The organism is Mesorhizobium sp. LMG 17147 (genome assembly GCF_024297145.1).
In the GTDB taxonomy this organism is placed as follows: Bacteria; Pseudomonadota; Alphaproteobacteria; order Rhizobiales; family Rhizobiaceae; genus Mesorhizobium.
In genome coordinates, this window is sequence record NZ_JANCTC010000001.1 from 755,117 (window position 1) to 772,937 (window position 17,821).

Annotated in this window: 15 protein-coding genes, 1 tRNA gene and 1 pseudogene; 10 read left to right on the forward strand and 7 right to left on the reverse strand. The window is 63.7% G+C overall.

All coding sequences use genetic code 11. The annotated features are described in order from the left end of the window. Positions 1 to 38: 38 nt before the first annotated feature. Positions 39 to 1,103: a multiple monosaccharide ABC transporter substrate-binding protein gene (gene chvE / locus NMG46_RS03630; RefSeq protein ID WP_254816339.1), complete on the reverse strand. Its 1,065-nt coding sequence runs from the start codon at positions 1,101 to 1,103 to the stop codon at positions 39 to 41. 315 nt (positions 1,104 to 1,418) lie between these two features. On the opposite strand from chvE, the gene NMG46_RS03635 reads away from it, so the two are divergent. Further along, positions 1,419 to 2,408, forward strand: coding sequence for a LysR family transcriptional regulator (locus NMG46_RS03635; protein ID WP_254816340.1), 990 nt, complete (start codon positions 1,419 to 1,421; stop codon positions 2,406 to 2,408). A gap of 286 nt (positions 2,409 to 2,694) precedes the next feature. On the opposite strand, the gene NMG46_RS03640 is transcribed toward NMG46_RS03635, so the two are convergent. Beyond that, positions 2,695 to 2,768 (reverse strand) — tRNA-Gly (locus NMG46_RS03640). 93 nt (positions 2,769 to 2,861) lie between these two features. Here NMG46_RS03640 and NMG46_RS03645 point away from each other — a divergent pair. After that, on the forward strand, positions 2,862 to 3,164 hold the full coding sequence (locus NMG46_RS03645) for a DUF6460 domain-containing protein (protein WP_254816341.1): 303 nt from the start codon (positions 2,862 to 2,864) through the stop codon (positions 3,162 to 3,164). A gap of 3 nt (positions 3,165 to 3,167) precedes the next feature. Here the strand turns inward: NMG46_RS03645 and NMG46_RS03650 are convergent, their stop codons facing one another. Next, the gene (locus NMG46_RS03650) at positions 3,168 to 4,070 is read right to left on the reverse strand and encodes a histone deacetylase (RefSeq protein WP_254816342.1); all 903 of its coding nucleotides are present in this window, start codon (positions 4,068 to 4,070) and stop codon (positions 3,168 to 3,170) included. A 50-nt stretch (positions 4,071 to 4,120) separates the two neighbouring features. Between NMG46_RS03650 and NMG46_RS03655 the strand changes: the two genes are divergently transcribed. After that, entirely contained in the window at positions 4,121 to 5,545 is a 1,425-nt protein-coding gene (locus NMG46_RS03655; protein ID WP_254816400.1) for an MATE family efflux transporter, read from the forward strand. 3 nt (positions 5,546 to 5,548) lie between these two features. Here NMG46_RS03655 and NMG46_RS03660 read toward each other — a convergent pair whose 3' ends face one another. Both NMG46_RS03660 and NMG46_RS03665 read right to left on the reverse strand, forming a co-directional pair. Continuing rightward, positions 5,549 to 6,625, reverse strand: coding sequence for a quinone-dependent dihydroorotate dehydrogenase (locus NMG46_RS03660; RefSeq protein WP_254816343.1), 1,077 nt, complete (start codon positions 6,623 to 6,625; stop codon positions 5,549 to 5,551). Continuing rightward, positions 6,622 to 6,972 (reverse strand): DUF952 domain-containing protein, encoded by a 351-nt coding sequence (locus tag NMG46_RS03665; RefSeq protein WP_254816344.1) that lies wholly within the window; start codon positions 6,970 to 6,972, stop codon positions 6,622 to 6,624. Before NMG46_RS03665 ends, NMG46_RS03660 begins: the two co-directional genes overlap by 4 nt. Before the next feature lie 126 nt (positions 6,973 to 7,098). Between NMG46_RS03665 and NMG46_RS03670 the strand changes: the two genes are divergently transcribed. Further along, positions 7,099 to 7,530 (forward strand): hypothetical protein, encoded by a 432-nt coding sequence (locus NMG46_RS03670; protein ID WP_254816345.1) that lies wholly within the window; start codon positions 7,099 to 7,101, stop codon positions 7,528 to 7,530. Between the two features lie 128 nt (positions 7,531 to 7,658). Continuing rightward, entirely contained in the window at positions 7,659 to 8,312 is a 654-nt protein-coding gene (locus NMG46_RS03675; RefSeq protein WP_254816346.1) for a response regulator transcription factor, read from the forward strand. A gap of 3 nt (positions 8,313 to 8,315) precedes the next feature. Here NMG46_RS03675 and NMG46_RS03680 read toward each other — a convergent pair whose 3' ends face one another. After that, positions 8,316 to 11,804, reverse strand: a complete 3,489-nt coding sequence (locus NMG46_RS03680; protein ID WP_254816347.1) for a PAS domain-containing hybrid sensor histidine kinase/response regulator — start codon at positions 11,802 to 11,804, stop codon at positions 8,316 to 8,318. A 236-nt stretch (positions 11,805 to 12,040) separates the two neighbouring features. Here NMG46_RS03680 and mscL point away from each other — a divergent pair, with 236 nt between their 5' ends. Both mscL and NMG46_RS03690 read left to right on the forward strand, forming a co-directional pair. Further along, a complete protein-coding gene (mscL, locus tag NMG46_RS03685) occupies positions 12,041 to 12,463 on the forward strand; it encodes a large conductance mechanosensitive channel protein MscL (protein WP_254816348.1) in 423 nt (140 codons plus the stop codon). 110 nt (positions 12,464 to 12,573) lie between these two features. Next, a complete protein-coding gene (locus NMG46_RS03690; RefSeq protein ID WP_254816349.1) occupies positions 12,574 to 13,740 on the forward strand; it encodes a pyridoxal phosphate-dependent aminotransferase in 1,167 nt (388 codons plus the stop codon). A gap of 36 nt (positions 13,741 to 13,776) precedes the next feature. Here the strand turns inward: NMG46_RS03690 and hemA are convergent, their stop codons facing one another. After that, complete coding sequence (gene hemA, locus NMG46_RS03695) at positions 13,777 to 15,054, reverse strand: 5-aminolevulinate synthase (RefSeq protein WP_254816350.1); 1,278 nt, start codon at positions 15,052 to 15,054, stop codon at positions 13,777 to 13,779. A gap of 265 nt (positions 15,055 to 15,319) precedes the next feature. Between hemA and galE the strand changes: the two genes are divergently transcribed. The 3 genes and pseudogenes from galE to NMG46_RS03710 all read left to right on the forward strand — a co-directional run. Then, positions 15,320 to 16,315 carry a UDP-glucose 4-epimerase GalE gene (galE, locus tag NMG46_RS03700; protein ID WP_254816351.1) on the forward strand — a complete coding sequence of 332 codons (996 nt, stop codon included), beginning with the start codon at positions 15,320 to 15,322 and terminating at the stop codon, positions 16,313 to 16,315. A 43-nt stretch (positions 16,316 to 16,358) separates the two neighbouring features. After that, the gene (locus NMG46_RS03705) at positions 16,359 to 17,609 is read left to right on the forward strand and encodes a D-amino acid dehydrogenase (protein WP_254816352.1); all 1,251 of its coding nucleotides are present in this window, start codon (positions 16,359 to 16,361) and stop codon (positions 17,607 to 17,609) included. A gap of 90 nt (positions 17,610 to 17,699) precedes the next feature. Next, positions 17,700 to 17,821, forward strand: a pseudogene (locus NMG46_RS03710) (IS630 family transposase); the annotation flags it as partial.

Sequence of the window (17,821 nt, forward strand, 5' to 3'; positions counted from 1 at the left end):
GCCCTGCCTGCGCAGGACCCCAGGCTTTGTAACCGCGATTACTTCAGTTCTTCGGCCTTGATGTAGCCGGAGTCGACCACCAGCGCCTGGTAGTTCGACTTGTCGACGTCATGCGGCGTCAGCAGGATCGAGGGAACGACCTTGACGTCGTTGTTGTAGGTCGTGGTGTCGAGGCCTTCCGGCTTGCCGCCAGAGAGCACCTTATCGACGAGTTCGACCGTCGCCTTGGCGAGTTCGCGCGTGTCCTTGAACACGGTCGAATACTGTTCGCCGGCGATGATCGCCTTGACCGAAGCGGTCTCGGCGTCCTGTCCGGTGACGATCGGCCATGGCTGATCGGCAGTGCCGTAGCCTACGGCGCGCAGCGAAGCGATGATGCCGCGCGACAGGCCGTCATAGGGCGAGAGCACGCCATCGACGCGGCTGCCGTCCGAGTAGTTGGCGGAGAGCAGATTGTCCATGCGGGCCTGGGCGGTTGCCGCCAGCCAGCGCAGCGTGCCGACCTTGTCCATGCCCATCTGGCCGGACTTCACGACGAGGGTCTTGTCGTCGATCAGCGGCTGAAGAACCGACATGGCGCCGTTATAGAAGAAGAACGCGTTGTTGTCGTCCGGCGAACCGCCGAACAGCTCGATGTTGAACGGTCCCTTCTTCTCGGGATAACCGAGGCCCTTGAGCAGCGATTTGGCCTGGATGACGCCGACGCCGAAATTGTCGAAGGTGGTGTAGTAGTCGACATTTGGCGTCTTCTTGATCAGGCGGTCGTAAGCGACGACGACAACGCCGGCGTCATTGGCCTTCTGCAGCGCATCGCCCATCGTGGTGCCGTCGATCGAAGCGATGATCAGCGCCTTCGGGCCCTTGGTGATTTCGTTTTCCAGCTGGCTGAGCTGGTTCGGAATGTCGTCCTGCGCATATTGCAGGTCGACAGTGTAGCCCAAAGCCTCGAGCTGGGACTTGACGGCGTCGCCGTCGTTGATCCAGCGCTGCGAGGTCTTGGTGGGCATCAGCACGCCGATCAGGCCTTCGCCCGCCTGCGCCGGCAGCGTCATGGCCGCGATGCCTAGGGCCGCGACGGCGGCCAGTGTCTTGATAATCTTCACATTAACTCTCCCTGGTTGATGGACGCGTACCCTTGGGTTTCGTGGGCCGCGCAATCGTGCAGGAGCGCCAAAGGCGCCGCTGCCGTCAATCGATCTCCGGTATCCTCCCAATCGGCCCCGAAACTCTGGTTTCAATCGATACGAGTTTTCTCTCGTCACCGATCGTCAAGTCTCAGGACGCGCGGAGGGTGTGTCGCTTTGCCATAACTGTCAAATGCGATCTTTGATGGTTGCTATATCGAGACTGATATGGCTTAGGCTAGTGGCGACGCCGCCGGATTGCCGGGGCGGCGGGCGTGCGAGTAGGGAAAAATCATGGCGGCGCTGCGAAATCCTGGCGGAATATCAGCCGGTTACGATGAAATCCCGAGCGATGGCGGAACCTTGCTGCGCAGCGGCTTGAGCCTGCGTCACATGCGCATGATCGCAGCCCTCGACGAGCACGGCCGGGTGAGCGCCGCGGCCCAGGTCATGAACATCTCGCAGCCGGCGGCCTCGCGCATGATCGCCGAGATGGAGGCCGTGCTCGATGTCAAGCTCTGCGAAAGGCTGCCGCGCGGCATCACGCTGACGCCCTATGGCAAGGCGTTGGCACGGCGCGCGCGATCGATCCTGCTCGAGATGCGCGAGGTCGACCGTGAGATTTTCGAGCTCAAGGCGGGCAAGGGCGGCTCGGTGTTCCTGGGGGCGGTAACAGCACCGGCGATCGAGCTGGCGGTACCGGCGATCCGCGAGATCCGGCGCCTCTATCCGCGCATCGAAATCACCATGCAGGTCGAGACCTCGAACGTGTTGGCGCGCGAGCTGATCGCCTCGCGCCACGATTTCATCATCGCCCGCATCCCCGACGACCTCAATCCGCGGCTATTCGAAGCCCGCGTCATCGGCGTCGAGAAGGCCTGCCTGATCGTGCGCCGCGGCCACCCGCTGACCAAGGGCAAGGTGGTGCGGCTGGAAGACACCGCCGCCTATGACTGGGTTTTCCAGTCGGGCGGCTCGCCGCTGCGCCAGGCGATGGAGAGTAACTTCCTGAACCGAAACATCGCGCTGCCGGACCGCATCCTCAATACCAGCTCGCTGCTATTGACTCTGGTCATGGTCGCGCAATCCGACGCCATCGCGCCGGTTTCGATCCAGGTCGCGAAGTTCATCCAGAACCCGGAAGGCCTGGCCGGCGCCATCGATGTTGTCCAGACCGAGTTCGACATCGAGGTCAGACCCTACAGCCTGATCACGGTGAAGAACCGCGCGCTGTCGCCGGCAGCCAAGATGCTGCACGATTTCATTTTACGAGAGGTGGGCTGAGGCTTGGAGCGAGTAGCGGGGCGCATTCCGTGGCCCCGAGCGGCGCCGGTGCACGTTGGCAATACCGAGGATGCTCAAAAAAGCCCGCCAGCAGAAGCCAGCGGGCAAAGGGTAGACATTCCGGTTGGGGTCATTCGAGGCCCCGCCGACCCTCAATGTGAAATATTCCAGGAACCGGTACATCGGCCAAACAGATGAAAGGCGGCCAGCCGGGTTGCAAAAAACTGGCTGTAAGTCCGCTGGTTTTCAACTGGCCAAAACAAGTGCAATGCACTGGGGCAAAAACTGGAGCGGGTAGCGGGAATCGAACCCGCGCGTTCAGCTTGGGAAGCTGACAAGCTACCATTACATCATACCCGCGCTGGTTCCTCCGATATCATGGCCCGGCGCCGATGCGCAATCCGGTTTGAGGGCTCGGCTTGATGCAGGGCTGTCAACTGCGTATTTCTGGGCATGTGCCCGAATCGCGGCACCCGACTGTGGAGACAGGCCTTGTCCGCACTGAACCGCTTTCTCGGCGATACGCCGCTCCGGGTGATCCTGAAGCTGCTTGTGGTGTCGTTCCTCGTCGGCTTGGTCATGAATGCCTTCGGCTGGTCGCCGATGGACGTGCTTTACGGCATCCGCAAATTCTTCATCGACCTGTGGAATTTGGGCTTCCACGCCATCGACCGTTTCCTCGGCTACATCCTGCTCGGTGCTGCGATCGTCGTGCCGGCCTTTATCCTGCTCAGGATCGCCAATTTCAGGAAGTGAATTTCAGGCGTATTCCGCAGCCACCTCGAACAGGATGGCGTGGCGTGCGGCGAGTGCTGCGACATCCGCCGAATAGCCGCCGCCGATGACCCCGCACACCGGGATATCGAGCGTGCGGAAATGGCGGATCACCATATCGTCACGGGCGCGCAGCCCGTTATCCGTGAGCGACAACCTGCCGAGCCGGTCCTCGACATGGATATCGACGCCGGCATTGTAGAAGACGAGATCCCAGCGCCTTCGCGCCGACAGCTCCGGCAGGATGGCGTTCAGCCGCTCCAGATAGGCTGCATCGCCGGTTCCGTCGGGCAGGGCGATGTCCAGATCGGAGGCGATCTTGCGCGCGGGGTAGTTGCGGTCGCCATGCATGGAGAAGGTGAACACGCGCGGCTCGTCGCCCAGGATGTCGGCCGTGCCGTCGCCCTGATGCACGTCGAGGTCGACGACCAGGATGTTTTGGGCAGCAGCTTCGGCGAGCAGCACCAGCGCGGCAACGGCTACGTCATTGAAGGTGCAGAAGCCGGCGCCTTGCGCGCGCCGCGCATGATGGCTGCCGCCGGCGGTGTTGCAGGCGATGCCGTTCAGCAAGGCCAGCCGCGCCGCCAGCACCGTGCCGGCCGTTGCGAGCTGCGCCCTCAGCGAAACCCGCTGTCCAATGGGGAAACCGATCTCGCGCTCGATCCTCACCGGCACTTCGCAGGCAAGCACCTGGTCGACATAGTCTGCCGCGTGGGCAAGCTTCAGCCATGATGGCCGCGCCGCCTCCGGCATGTTGAGCGCTTCGGGCTGCGCCAGGCCGCGCGCCCGCAAGGCATCCATCAGCAGCGGATATTTGCTCATCGGGAAGCGGTGGTTGACGGCGAAGCCGGCGTCGTAGTCGGGATGATGAACGATCTGCAAGGGCATGGGACGGGCGGTGCGCCAGAGGCGGGTTTCGGTTGACCATAGCGGGGTGGATGGTTGCGCGAGGTCCGCAAACTGGGGCACATCGGCTAGCAGATCAAGCCGCAACAGGAAGCAACACGCGTTTGGAGCAGGCTTTACCCACCGAAACCCACGCCACCGAAGCCAGGGCCTTCGTCGTCACCAACCGCTCGGTGCTCGCCATCGCCGTGCCGATGACGCTTGCCTATCTGACGACGCCGTTGCTCGGAATCGTCGACACGGCGGTGGTTGGGCAGTTCGGCGACGCCGCCCTTCTCGGCGGCCTGGCGGCCGGCGCCCTGATCTTCGACGTCGTTTTCACCACCTTCAACTTCCTGCGCTCCGGCACCACCGGCCTCGTCGCCCAGGCCTTCGGGCGCGGCGATGCGCTGGAGGAGCAGGCGGTGTTCTGGCGCGCCGTGCTGATCGCGGTCGTCGCCGGCGTCGTGCTTGCCGCGCTTGCGCCGCTGGTTTCCGCCGCCGGGCAATGGTTCATCGGCGCCGAACCGCGCGTCAGCGCGGCGATGGACGTCTATATCCGCATCAGGATGCTCGCAGCACCGTTCTCGCTGATCAATTACGCCGTCCTTGGCTACGTGCTCGGGCGCGGCGAGGGCGGGCTCGGGCTGATGCTGCAATTGATACTGAACGGCATCAACATCGGCCTCTGCTTCCTGCTTGGGCTGGAGCTCGGCTGGGGCGTTGCCGGCGTTGCCTGGGCAACGGTCACCGGCGAATTCGTCGCCATGCTGCTTGGTCTCGCCATTGTCGGCCGGCGCTTTTGGGCAGCGCCCACGCTGCCGCGCCACCGCGTCCTCGATTTGCCGGCATTCCTGCGCATGATGTCGCTCAATCGCGATATCATGATCCGCTCCTTTTCGCTGCTCGCCGCCTTTGCGCTGTTCACGCGCCAAGGCGCTCAGTTCGGCACGCTGACGCTGGCCGCCAACGCCGTGCTGATGAACCTCTTCCTGGTTGCCGGCTATTTCCTCGACGGTTTCGCCACTGCCGCCGAGCAGCTCGCCGGCCGCGCCATTGGAGCGCGCGCCGCCACCGCCTTTAACCAGGCGGTGCGGCTGACGCTGCTTTGGGGGCTCGGTCTGGCGGGCGCGGCGACGCTCTTCTTCCTGCTGGAGGGCACCGATCTCGTCGCCCTGATCACGACCTCGACGGACGTCCGCGCCATTGCCGACATCTACTTGCCATGGGCGGCGTTCACCGCGCTCAGCGGCGTGCTGGCTTTCGAGATGGACGGTGTCTTCATCGGCGCAACATGGTCGCGCGACATGCGCAACATGATGCTGGTGTCGTTCCTGTCGTTCAGCGCCGCCCTGCTGATTCTGGTGCCGGCCTTCGGCAATCACGGCTTGTGGGCGGCGTTGCATGTCTTCCTGCTGGTACGCGGCTTCAGCCTGCTCGCCATATTGCGGCTGCGGGTGCGCACCGCCTTTAACTAATCGCTAAAGCGGTTTCACCGCCCATTGATCGAGGCGGCTGTCGCGAAGCTCGCGCAGCGACTTCAGCCCTTGACTGTTCATGAAACGAGCCATGCCGGAAAGAATGCGCCCCGGCAGCGCGGGCCCAGCATAGATCATGCCGGTATAGAGCTGCACGAGATCGGCGCCGGCGCGGATCTTTTCCAGGGCCGTCTCGGCGGAATCAACGCCGCCGACGCCGATGATAGTGGTATCCGGGCCAAGCAGTTTTCGCATCCTTGCCAACACGATGGTCGAGCGCTCGAACAAGGGTTTCCCCGAAAGACCGCCGGCCTCGCCGGCAAGGCCGGCGTTGCGCAGGCCGGATCGCGCGATCGTGGTGTTGGAGACGATGAGGCCGTCAATCTGCTTCTCGGTGAGCTCGGCGGCGATGTCCTCCAACTCGGCCTCGACCAGGTCCGGCGCGATCTTGAGGAAGACCGGTGGTCTCGCGGATGCTGCCGCACGCGCGGCCATGACACGCGACAGGAGTTCGCCAAGCTGTTCGCGTGCCTGCATGTTGCGCAGGCCCGGCGTGTTCGGCGAGGAGATGTTGATTGCCAGATAACTGGCATATCGCGCAAACCGGATCACGCTGCGTTCATAGTCACTGACGCGGTCGGTGCTGTCCTTGTTGGCGCCGATGTTGACGCCGACGATGCCGGCACGGCCCATGCGGGCGGCAAGGCGCTTTTCCGCGGCGTCGTGGCCCTCATTGTTGAAGCCCAGCCGATTGATCACCGCCCCGTCCGAAGGCAGCCGGAAAACGCGCGGCTTCGGATTGCCGCCCTGCGGCAGCGGTGTGATCGTGCCGACCTCGGCGAAGCCGAAGCCGAGGCCGAGCAGCGCGTCCGGCACTTCGGCATTCTTGTCGTAACCCGCCGCCATGCCGAGCGGGTTCGGGAAATCGAGTCCGCAACGGCTGACCTTTAGCCTGGTGTCCTGCGGCGGACGACCGGCGACCGGCAGCCCGCATCTCAGCGCGGCGATCGACAGTCCATGCGCGGTTTCCGGATCGAGCGTGAACAGCAGTTTCTGGCCGATCCGGCCGAGCGCGCTCATTCGGCCTCCAGCGCCGGGAATTCATGCTGCCCGTCGGCGCCGAGCGGCAATGCCTGCACCGAAACGACCGCATCGAGGCCGAGCGCGTCGTAGAGATGCGGGAACAAGGCGCCGCCGCGCGAGACCTCATATTTCAGCGCATCGCCAAGGCGCGCGCCGTCGACGGCGACCAGCAGCAACCCGCCCTGGCCGGCGAAATGTTTGGCCGCCGTTTCCCGAACCTGCCCGGCGGCGGAAAAATGGATGAAACCGTCGGCGACGTCGATCGGCGCGCCGGTGAATCGGCCTTCCCTTTCGGCCTCGCGCCAAAGCGCCTCGGGAACTATCTTGTAGATGATCTCGGACATGGTTGCGCTATAGTCCGAACCGACCACGCGGGGAAGGGCAGGCCCGTGTTCTTCCCCATCTCAGGTTCGTCCCCATTTCAGGCGCAAACTGTGATAGATTGCGCTGACTGGCTCATGGAGGAAAACATGCGTCTGAAACACGTCTTGATCCCCGCAGCACTGGTCTCGCTTATAGCGGCGTCGGCCTCTTCCGAGGAAGCCGATCGCTACCGGTTGGAAAAATCGGCCAATGGCTATGTCCGCATGGATACGCAAACCGGCGCCATGTCGCTCTGCGAGGAGCGCTCCGGTCAGCTTGTCTGCAAGACGGCGGCCGACGAACGTGCCGCCTTCCAGGATGAGGTCGACCGGCTGCAAAATTCGGTGAAGGCGCTCGACGAACGCGTCGCCAAGCTCGAAAATTCGCTTGCCGCGCGTCTCGAATCGACTTTGCCCAGCGAGGAGGATTTCAACAAGACGATGGGTTACATGGAGCGCTTCCTGCGTAGCTTCATGGACATCGTCAAGGACATGGACAAGGACGAAGACGGCGCCAAGCCCAATTCGCAAAAGACCTAGGCAATTCGCAAAAAGACCTGGGGCGGGAACAGCAAGCCGGCCACGCCGAACAGCAGGCATGGCGTTATGATCGTTCAGATCCTGCAAGGCGGAAAATCGCGAACGGGATTCGGGGAGGGATATCACCGTTGGGCTACACATTCGTCATTGCCGACGATCATCCGCTTTTTCGCGGTGCATTGAGGGAGGCACTCGCGGGCATCGGAGACGTTGCCGCCATTCACGAGGCCGGCGATTTCGAAAGCGCCAAGGCGCTGGTCCTGGCCAATGAAGATGTCGATCTGGTGCTGCTCGATCTCTCGATGCCGGGGGCAAGCGGTCTTTCCGGCCTGATTTCGTTGCGCGGCATCCATCCGGCGGTGCCAATGATGGTGGTCTCGGCGCATGACGATCCGGTGACGATCCGGCGCGCGCTCGATCTCGGCGCCTCCGGCTTCATCTCCAAATCGGCCAGCATGGAGGAGATCCGCAATGCGGTGCAGTCGGTGCTCGCAGGTGATATCGCGGCACCCGCCGGGGTCGATCTCGGCGTCGAGCGCGATCCCGAGATTTCCGACCTGATCAAGCGGCTGCAGGCGCTGACCCCACAGCAGACGCGCGTGCTCGGCATGCTGGCTGAGGGACTGCTCAACAAGCAGATCGCCTACGAGCTCGGGGTCTCCGAAGCGACGATCAAAGCGCATGTCTCGGCCATCCTGCAGAAGCTCGGCGTCGACAGCCGCACCCAGGCAGTCATCCTTTTGTCCAAAATAGGCAGCGACCCGCTGCAGACGGCCGGCTGATCCCTATTCGGCTGCCGGCGCCAGCGGCCTGACCCTGGCCATCATCGAGCGCAGCATCGCCGGTTTCAGCGGTTTGCTGATCACCGGCACGTCGAGCCTGCCGGCGGCGGCGCGAACCTCGCTGGAACGGTCGGCGGTGACCAGCACGGCCGGCAGGTCCTCGCCATGGATCGCACGCAACTGGGCGATCAATTCGAGGCCGGTCCTGTTGTCGAGATGATAGTCGGCAAGCACGATGTCCGGCCGATGCATGCCGGACCTGTCGAGCTCCTCCGCGCCGGAAAGCGTGTCGACGCTGCAGCCCCAGCCCTCGAGCAGGAGCCGCATGCCGTCGAGGATGCGGGCGTCGTTGTCGATGCAGAGCACATTGAGCCCGGCAAGCGAGGCCGCGGCACGGGCAGGCGGCTTCGCCTCCGCCTCGCGTCGCGGCGCCTGCACGGCCGCCACAGGCAGCAGCACGGAAAAGCGTGTGCCCTTGCCGGGGTTGGAAAAGATCCGGATTTCGAGCCGCAGGACGCGGGCGATGCGGTCGACGATGGAGAGCCCCAGGCCGAGGCCTTCCGCCTCGCGAGCGCCCTCGTCCAGCCGGGTGAATTCGCGAAACACAGTGTTCAGCTTGTCGCCGGCAATGCCGATGCCGGTGTCGATCACCTGGATCTCGGCCAGTTCGCCGCGCCGCCGCACGCCGACCAGGATACGGCCACGGCGGGTATACTTGATGGCGTTGGAGACCAGGTTCTGGATCAAGCGGCGCAGCAGATTGCGGTCTGTCATCACGCTGAGCGACGACGGCATGATCGAGAGCTCGAGCTTCTTTTCGGCGGCAAGCGGCCGGAAATCGTTGCCGATCTGGCGCAGCAGCCCGTCTAGGCCGAAGGTCGTATCGTCCGGCTTCATCGCGCCGGCATCGAGGCGCGAAATGTCGAGCACCGCGCCGAGGATGGTCTCGACCGATTCCAGCGACGATTCGATGTTCATCGCCGCCTTGCCGGCGGGCCCCTTGCCGGTCTTCTCGATCAGCGACGAGCAATAGAGGCGGGCGGCGTTCAGCGGCTGCAAGATGTCATGGCCGGCGGCAGCGAGGAAGCGGGTCTTGCCGAGATTGGCCTCCTCGGCCAGCATCTGCGCCTGCGCCAGCTCCTCGTTGACGCGGGTGAGCTCGGCGGTGCGGCTCTTCACCCGCTGTTCCAGGGATTCGTTCGCGCGCTTAAGCGCCAGATCCTGCTCGACGCGTCCGGAAATGTCGGCGTAGGTGGCGACGATGCCGCCGTCCGGCATCGGGTTGGAGCGCAATTCGAGAATGCGCCCGCTGGTCTTCAGCTCCATCTGCCAGGGGCTGACGAAGCTGGTCAGGCGGTTCAGCATGGTAACGCGTTGATCTGCCGGTATATCGCCGCGCTCGGCAAGGTGGCGCAGGATACGATCGAGTGAGACGCCGACCTGGCCCATCTCGTCGGGCAGGTCGAACAGCGCCCGGTACTGGCGGTTCCAGCAGATCAACCGGAAATCCCGGTCGAAGACAGTGATGCCCTGTTCCATCTGGTCGAGCGCGATCTGCAGCAGGTCGCGATTGTGCTGCAGCGCCTCGGTGGCGTCGTCGAGCAGGCGGAAGGCGTCCTTGGATTCGCGGTCGTTGCGGCGCAGCAGCAGCGACAGGATCAGCCGCGCCGAAGAGGAGCCGACGGCACTGGCCAGAAGCTGCTCGGAGAAACGGATGACATCCATGCTGGCCTGCTCGTTGCCGTGCAGTGAAGTGCCGCTGCTCTTTTCGAATGACTGGAATGACCGCTCGGTGCGTTCGACACCGAGATAGCGCGCGATCGTGTCCTTGAGGTCGTTGACGGTGATGGTGGTGCGGAAGCGGCGCAGGCTCGGCAGCGGCCCCGCCTCGCGCGGCACGAAGATCGACGCCTGGATGCGTTCCAGCGGCACCGACGCCCGCGACAGCGAGCCGAACACAAAAAACAGCGTGTTGATCGACAAGCTCCACAGCACGCCATGGTTCAGCGGCTCGGCGACGGTGCCGAAAAGAGCTTGCGGCCGCAACGCATCTAAGCCGAACAGGCCGTGGGCGAGGATGCCAGTATCGGGCGCGACGAGCGAGGGAAGCAGCAGCGTATAGCTCCAGACGACGATGCCGGCGACCATGCCAAGTGCGGCACCCCGGCCGTTGGCGCCGCGCCAGACCAGGCCGCCGATCATTGCCGGCGCGAACTGCGCGATCGCGGCGAACGACATCAGGCCGATCGAGGACAGTCGCGCGTTGTTGGTGCTCTCGCGGTAGTAGAGGAAGGCGATAAACAGCATGATGAAGATCGCCGCCCGCCGCACATTCAAGATGAGCGTCGACCAGTCCTCGTTCTCGGAGGTCGTTGTCCGCAGCAATCGCCTCACGAACAGAGGAATGACCAGATCGTTGGAGATCATGATCGACAGCGCGACGCTTTCGACGATCACCATTGCGGTCGCCGCTGACAGGCCGCCGATGAAGGCGGCCATGGCCAGAACGTCATGGCCGCTGAACAATGGCAGCGACAGCACATAGAGATCGCTGCTGGTTCTCGTGCCGACCAGTTCCAGGCCGGCCAGCGCGATCGGCAGCACGAACAGGTTGATCGCCACCAGATAGAGCGGAAACACCCATATCGCGGTGCGCAGCTCGGCCTCGCTGCGGTTTTCGACGATGGTGACGTAGAACTGGCGCGGCAACATGAGGACGGCAAAGCCGCTCAGGCATGTCAGCACCAGCCAGGTAGCGAGCGAGGTGTTGTAGCCCATCGCCTGGCGCACCTGCGTGTTTTCGGCGAGCCGGTCGAACATGTCGCCTGGCCCGCCGAAGATCAGGAACGTGACCATCAGGCCGATCGCCAGGAAGGCGGCGAGCTTGACCACCGTTTCGACTGCCACAGCCAGCACCAGCCCGTCCTGGTGCTCCGTGGCGTCGGCATGGCGCGTGCCGAACAGCACCGCGAACAGCGCCAGCAGCATGGCCACGACCAGCGAGATGTCGCTGACGAACGGATCGAAGGAGGGCGGCGCGCCGGTATAGTGCTCGACCATCAGGCTGACCGAGCCGGAGATTGCCTTCAATTGCAGCGCCATATAGGGCACCGCGCCGATGGTCGCGATCAGTGTGGCGATCGCCGCGACAGCAAAACTCTTGCCGTAGCGGGCGCCGAGAAAGTCGGCGATCGAGGTGATCTTCTCGGTCTTGGCCAGCCTGACAATGCGCTGCAGCAGCGGAAAGCCGAACACAAACACCAGCACCGGTCCGATATAGATGCCGAGGAACTCGAGGCCGCGCTCGGAGGACAGCCCGACCGAGCCGAAGAAGGTCCAGGAGGTGCAGTAGATGGCAAGGCTGAGCGCATAGATGAAGGGCCGGGCGCGGCCGGGGCCGGATGAAGTCGAGCGCCGGTCGCCCAGGCTGGCGATGGCAAACAGCAACGTCACATAGGCAATCGCGATGATGACGATGAACCAGCCCTGCACGCCTCGAACTTCCTCCCTGTGCCGGTTTTGGATACGCTTGATCAGACGCAATCACAGCTTGGCGATCAAGTCCATCGCGGCTTTTGGCGTATTTTATCGGCTGCCTCGGGCAATCGTGACCGGCTGAAACCGGTCTTTTGCTCCTGTTTGCAACCGCAGGTTTTTGCTATCCTGCCTGCTGGTCGATGCCGAGGGCGCGGACGGCAGCACGGCCAGTCATGGGAAGGAGGAGTCGAATGCTGAAAGAATTTCAGGAATTCATTTCCAGGGGCAATGTGATGGACCTGGCCGTCGGCGTCATCATCGGCGCTGCTTTCGGCAGAATCGTCGACTCCTTGGTCAACGACATCATCATGCCGGTCATCGGGGCGATTTTGGGCGGATTGGACTTCAACAACTACTTTCTGCCCTTGTCCTCGGCTGTTAACGCAACATCGCTGGCGGATGCGAAGAAACAGGGGGCTGTTTTCGCCTATGGCAGCTTCATCACCGTGGCGCTGAACTTCCTTATCCTCGCCTTCATCATCTTCCTGATGGTCAAGGCGGTGAACAATCTGCGCCAGCGGCTGGAGCGCGAGAAACCGGCCGCCCCGGCTGCCCCGCCGCCGGCCGATGTCGCGCTGCTCACCGAAATTCGCGATCTCCTCGCCAGAAAGTAGCGCCTGCGGCAACTTTCTGGACCAAAACCCTGGTCGCTGCGGCCGGGGTTTTCTGTTTTCGTCCGCCCTGAAACACGCTAGCAGTCGAGCAAACGAAAACGGACCTATCCATGACCTTGATCGATACCTTGCGCGCCGAGGCTCGGGCGGCGCCTGAAAGCGGCATTGTCGCCGTCATGAACCGTGGCCGCGGCCGCGACGGCATGATCCCGCTCTGGGCCGGCGAGGGTGACCTGCCGACGCCCGCCTTCATCACCGATGCCGCCGCCAAGGCGCTCGCCGACGGCGAAACCTTCTACACCTGGCAGAGAGGCATTCCCGAACTCAGGCAGGCGCTCGCCCGCTACTACACCAGGCATTTCGGCAAGACTTTCGCCAACGAAGAATTCATCGTCACCGGCTCCGGCATGCATGCCATCCAGATGGCCATCGACGCGGTGGCCGGCAAGGGCGACGAACTCGTCTACCTGTCGCCGGCATGGCCGAACTTCGCCGCCGCCGCCGGGGTAGCCGGCGCCGTGCCAGTTGCGGTCACGCTCGATCAGTCGGGCAATGGCTGGTCCTGCGATGTCGACAAGATCGCAGCGGCGATCACGCCGCGGACCAAGGCGCTGTTCGTCAACACGCCGTCCAACCCGACCGGCTGGACCGCCGACAAGGAAACGTTGCAGGCGATCCTCGATCTTGCCCGCGAAAGGGGGCTGTGGATCATCGCCGACGAGATCTACTCGCTGTTTCATTACGGCCACGGCCGCGCGCCGTCGTTCATCGACATCATGGCCGATGAGGACCGCATTCTGTTCGTCAATTCTTGTTCCAAGAACTGGGCGATGACCGGCTGGCGCATCGGCTGGATCAAGATCCATCCCGCCTTGCAGCAGGTGTTCGAAAACCTGGTCCAGTATTCGACTTCCGGCGTTGCCCAGTTCATGCAGCGCGGGGCCGTCGTTGCGCTGGATGAGGGCGACGCCTTCATCTTCGAGCAGGTGGAGCGGGCGAGGGCGGCGCGCGACCTGGTCTGCGGGATTCTTGCCGAAACCGGGCGGGCGCGCTTCACCGTGCCCCAGGGCGCATTCTATCTGTTCTTCGCGGTCGACGGCATCACCGATTCCCGCGCTGCCGCCTTCGACATGGTTGACCGCGCCAATGTCGGCCTGGCCCCCGGCACCGCCTTCGGCCCCGGCGGCGAAGCCTTCCTCAGGCTATGCTTCCACCGCCGTCTCGACCAGCTCGAAGAAGCCGCGCACCGGCTGGCGACATGGATGACGAGTGTGTGAGCTGCCTCGAAGCCCGAGTAGAGTTTCAAACGGGCTTCACCCGCCCGACTTCGGCACCAGCAACGGAATGACGCGGTCGCTCTTGGCTACTGAAGGCCGGCCGGCCGAACCGTAGGGAATCCCCAACGCGTCCCATGTCTCCACCAGCGCGTCCTGCAGGGAAGCAATCAGCGCGTCCGAATGGAACGGCGTAGGCGTGATGCGCAGCCGCTCGGTGCCGCGCGGCACTGTCGGGTAGTTGATCGGCTGGATATAGATGCCGTGCACACCGAGCAGGCGGTCGCTGGCCATCTTGCAGAGCTCGGGATCGCCGACCAGAAGCGGCACGATGTGGGTAGGCGATTCCATCACCGGCAGGCCGGCTGCGGCCAGCACTTGCTTGGTCCGTGTCGCCTGACGCAGCTGCGCGTCGCGCTCGGCCTGCGAACGCTTGAGGTGGCGGATCGAGGTGGTTGCCGCTGCAGCGATCGCCGGCGGCAACGCCGTGGTGAAGATGAAGCCCGGCGCATAGGAACGCACCGCGTCGATCACCGCAGTGTTGCCGGCGATGTAGCCGCCAAGCGTGCCGAACGCCTTGGCCAGCGTGCCCTCGATGATGTCGATGCGGTCGGCCAGCCCTTCGCGCTCGGTGATGCCGCCGCCGCGCGGCCCGTACATGCCGACGGCGTGGACCTCGTCGATGTAGGTCATGGCGTTGTAACGCTCGGCGAGTTCGACGATCTGCTTGATCGGCGCGATGTCGCCGTCCATCGAATAGACGCTCTCGAAGACGATCAGCTTGGCGCGCTCGCGGCCGGCCGTCTGCAGCAGGCTTTCGAGATGCGCGACGTCATTATGGCGGAAGATCTTCTTCTCGGCGCCCGAGCGCCGCACGCCCTCGATCATCGAAGCGTGGTTGAGTTCGTCCGAGATGATCAGGCAATTGGGAAGCAGCTTTGCAATGGTCGAGATCGACGCCTCGTTTGAAACGAAGCCGGAGGTGAAAACCAGTGCCGCTTCCTTGTCGTGCAGGTCGGCAAGCTCCAGTTCGAGCTCGACCAGCGGGTTGCTGGTGCCGGAGATGTTGCGGGTGCCGCCGGCGCCCGACCCCATCTTGCCTGCCGCCTTCTGGAACGCGGCAATGACGTCGGGATGCTGGCCCATGCCGAGATAGTCGTTGGAGCACCAGACGGTGATTTCCTCGGCGCGGCCATTGGCGCGCCAGATGGCGCGCGGGAATTTCCCGACGATACGCTCAAGGTCGGCGAAGACGCGGTAGCGACGCTCTGCATGGAGCTGGTCGATCGCTTCCTCGAAAAACCGCTGGTAATTCATGTCGCCTTCCCAATTTTGCGCGCGATCATAGTCATTGGCCCATTCGTCGTCCACTTGGCCTTTTTGGTCAAAATGCCACGCCCCGAGCCTGTTCCTAACGACCACGGAACGTGGCCTATTCCCTTGATGTGGATCAATCTTGTTTCAGGACAATGCCACGCGCCGATGAGACCGGTTACCGCAGGTTCTAATGGCTCGGCGGCAGGTTTTCCAGTAAGGCGACGATTGAGACAGTTCCGACAAATCATGAATAGCGAGGATGCGGATGACGGTTTTGGTGACAGGCGGGGCCGGCTATATCGGTAGCCATATGGTCTGGGAATTGCTGGACACGGGTGACAGCGTCGTCGTCCTCGACCGGCTTTCCACCGGCTTTGAATGGGCAGTGGCTCCGGAAGCAAAGCTCGTTGTCGGCGACGTCGCCGACAGGGAACTGGTTGCCTCGATCATCCGCGACAATAAGGTCGACGCGATCATCCATTTCGCCGGCTCGATCGTGGTCCCCGAATCGGTCGCCGACCCGCTTGCCTATTACGAGAACAACACCTGCAAGACGCGCACCTTGATCGAGACCGCGGTGCGCGAAGGCGTGCCCAATTTCATCTTTTCCTCGACCGCCGCCGTCTATGGCGGCGCCGGCCTGGAGCCGGTACGCGAGGATGCCCGGCTTGCGCCGGAATCGCCCTATGGCCTGTCCAAGCTGATGAGCGAATGGATGCTGCGCGATGCGGCGATTGCCCACGGGTTGCGCTATACGGCGCTGCGCTATTTCAACGTCGCCGGCGCCGATCCGAAGGGCCGCACCGGCCAGTCGACGCCCGGTGCCACGCATCTGATCAAGGTCGCCTGCGAGACGGCGCTCGGCAAGCGCTCCTTCATGCAGGTGTTCGGCAGCGACTATCCGACGCCGGACGGCACCTGCATGCGCGACTATATCCACGTCAGCGACCTGGCGGCGGCGCATCGGCTGGCGCTTCAGCGGCTGCGTGCCGGCGGATCGAGCCTGGTCGCCAATTGCGGCTACAGCCATGGCTATTCGGTGCTCGAGGTCATCGACAGCGTCCGCCGCGTCTTCGGCCATGATTTCGAGGTACGGATGGGCGATCGCCGCGCCGGCGACGCCGCCGCGGTGGTCGCCAATTCGGAGCTGGCGCGTGGCGAGCTCGGCTGGACCCCGCAGCGCGACAACCTCGACCAGATCGTTGCCGATGCGCTTGCCTGGGAGCGCATCCTGACCAGCAAGAATTCGGCTCTGGGGTGAAGCGGGCTCTCCGCAAAGGTTGGTTCGGCGCGCTGGGGGCGGAATGAAAATCCTGGTACTTGGGGCCGGTGTCGTCGGTACGGCGGCGGCCTATTATCTGGCCAGCGACGGCCATGAGGTGACAGTGATCGAGCGCCATCCGGCGGCGGCACGCGGCACCAGCCGGTCGAATGCCGGCCTGGTGTCGCCCGGAGACGCCACCGCCTGGGCCTCGCCAGCCGCGCTGAAGACGTTCCTGCGCGGCCTCTACAACCACGATCTCGGCATCAAGGTGCGGCTGCGCTTCGATCCGTATTTTTTCGCCTGGAGCCTGCGCTTTCTGCGCCAGTGCACGCATAAGCGCATGCGCGCCAACACCGACGTCAAGCTGCGTCTGGCGCTCTATTCGCGCAACTGCATCAACGCCGCCTCCGCCGAAATCGGCATCCACTATGACGAGCGCAAGAAAGGCATTCTCTATTTCTTCCGCTCGCAGCACAGCTTTGATACCGGCACCGACAATTATCGTTATCTCGGCGAACACGGCCTGCCGATCGAGATCGTCGGCCGCGACCGGCTGGTCGAGCTCGAGCCCGGCCTTGCCGCCGCCAAGGACAAGATAGCCGGCGGCGTCTATTCGCCGATCGACCAGACCGGCGACTCCAGCCAATTCACGCAGCGCCTCGCTGCCTATGCCGCTGAAAAACTCGGCGTCCAGTTCCTCTACGGCACGACGGTCGAAGGCCTCGACATCGACGGCGGCCGCGTGCGCGCCGTGATGACCTCGGCCGGCCCGGTGGCCGGCGATGCGGTGGTCATCTCGATGGGGCCGGAGAGCGGTCTGCTCGGCCGCCGCTACGGCATCGATCTGCCGGTCTATCCGGTGAAGGGCTATACCGTGACTGTTCCGCTGGAAGATGAAAGCAAGGGGCCGACCATGGGCGGCGCCGACGAGGACCGGCTGATCGGCTATTCCAGGCTGGGAAACCGGCTGCGGATGTCCTCGACGGCGGAGTTCACCGGTTTCGACCGCACGTTCAAGCCACGCGATTTCAACTCGATCCTGAACACCGGCAAGGACCTGTTCCCCGGGGCTTTCGACGAGAGCAAGGCCGAGCTCTGGGCTGGACTTCGCCCGATGATGCCGAACTCCGTGCCGGTCATCGGCCGGGCGCGGTACGACAATCTCTACCTCGACACCGGCCACGGCCATCTCGGCTGGACCATGGCCTGCGGCTCGGGAAAGTTCCTTGCCGACATAGTTGCCGGCCGCAAGCCGGAGATCGATCCGCAGGGATTGCTCTACGTGGGCTAGAGCGGTTCCTGATTTGACGGAATCGAAGGGGATTCCCGATCAGTCGGTTCTGTGATTCAAGATGCTGGCTGGAGTGGAGGCCAGTATCGGATGACGCGACCGCTTTCGGATGATCTTCGCGAACGTGTTGTAGCGGCGGTTTTGGGTGGCGAGAGCCGCCGGTCGGCCGCGAAACGGTTCGGCATTTCGGTTTCGGCGGCGGTGAAGTTGTT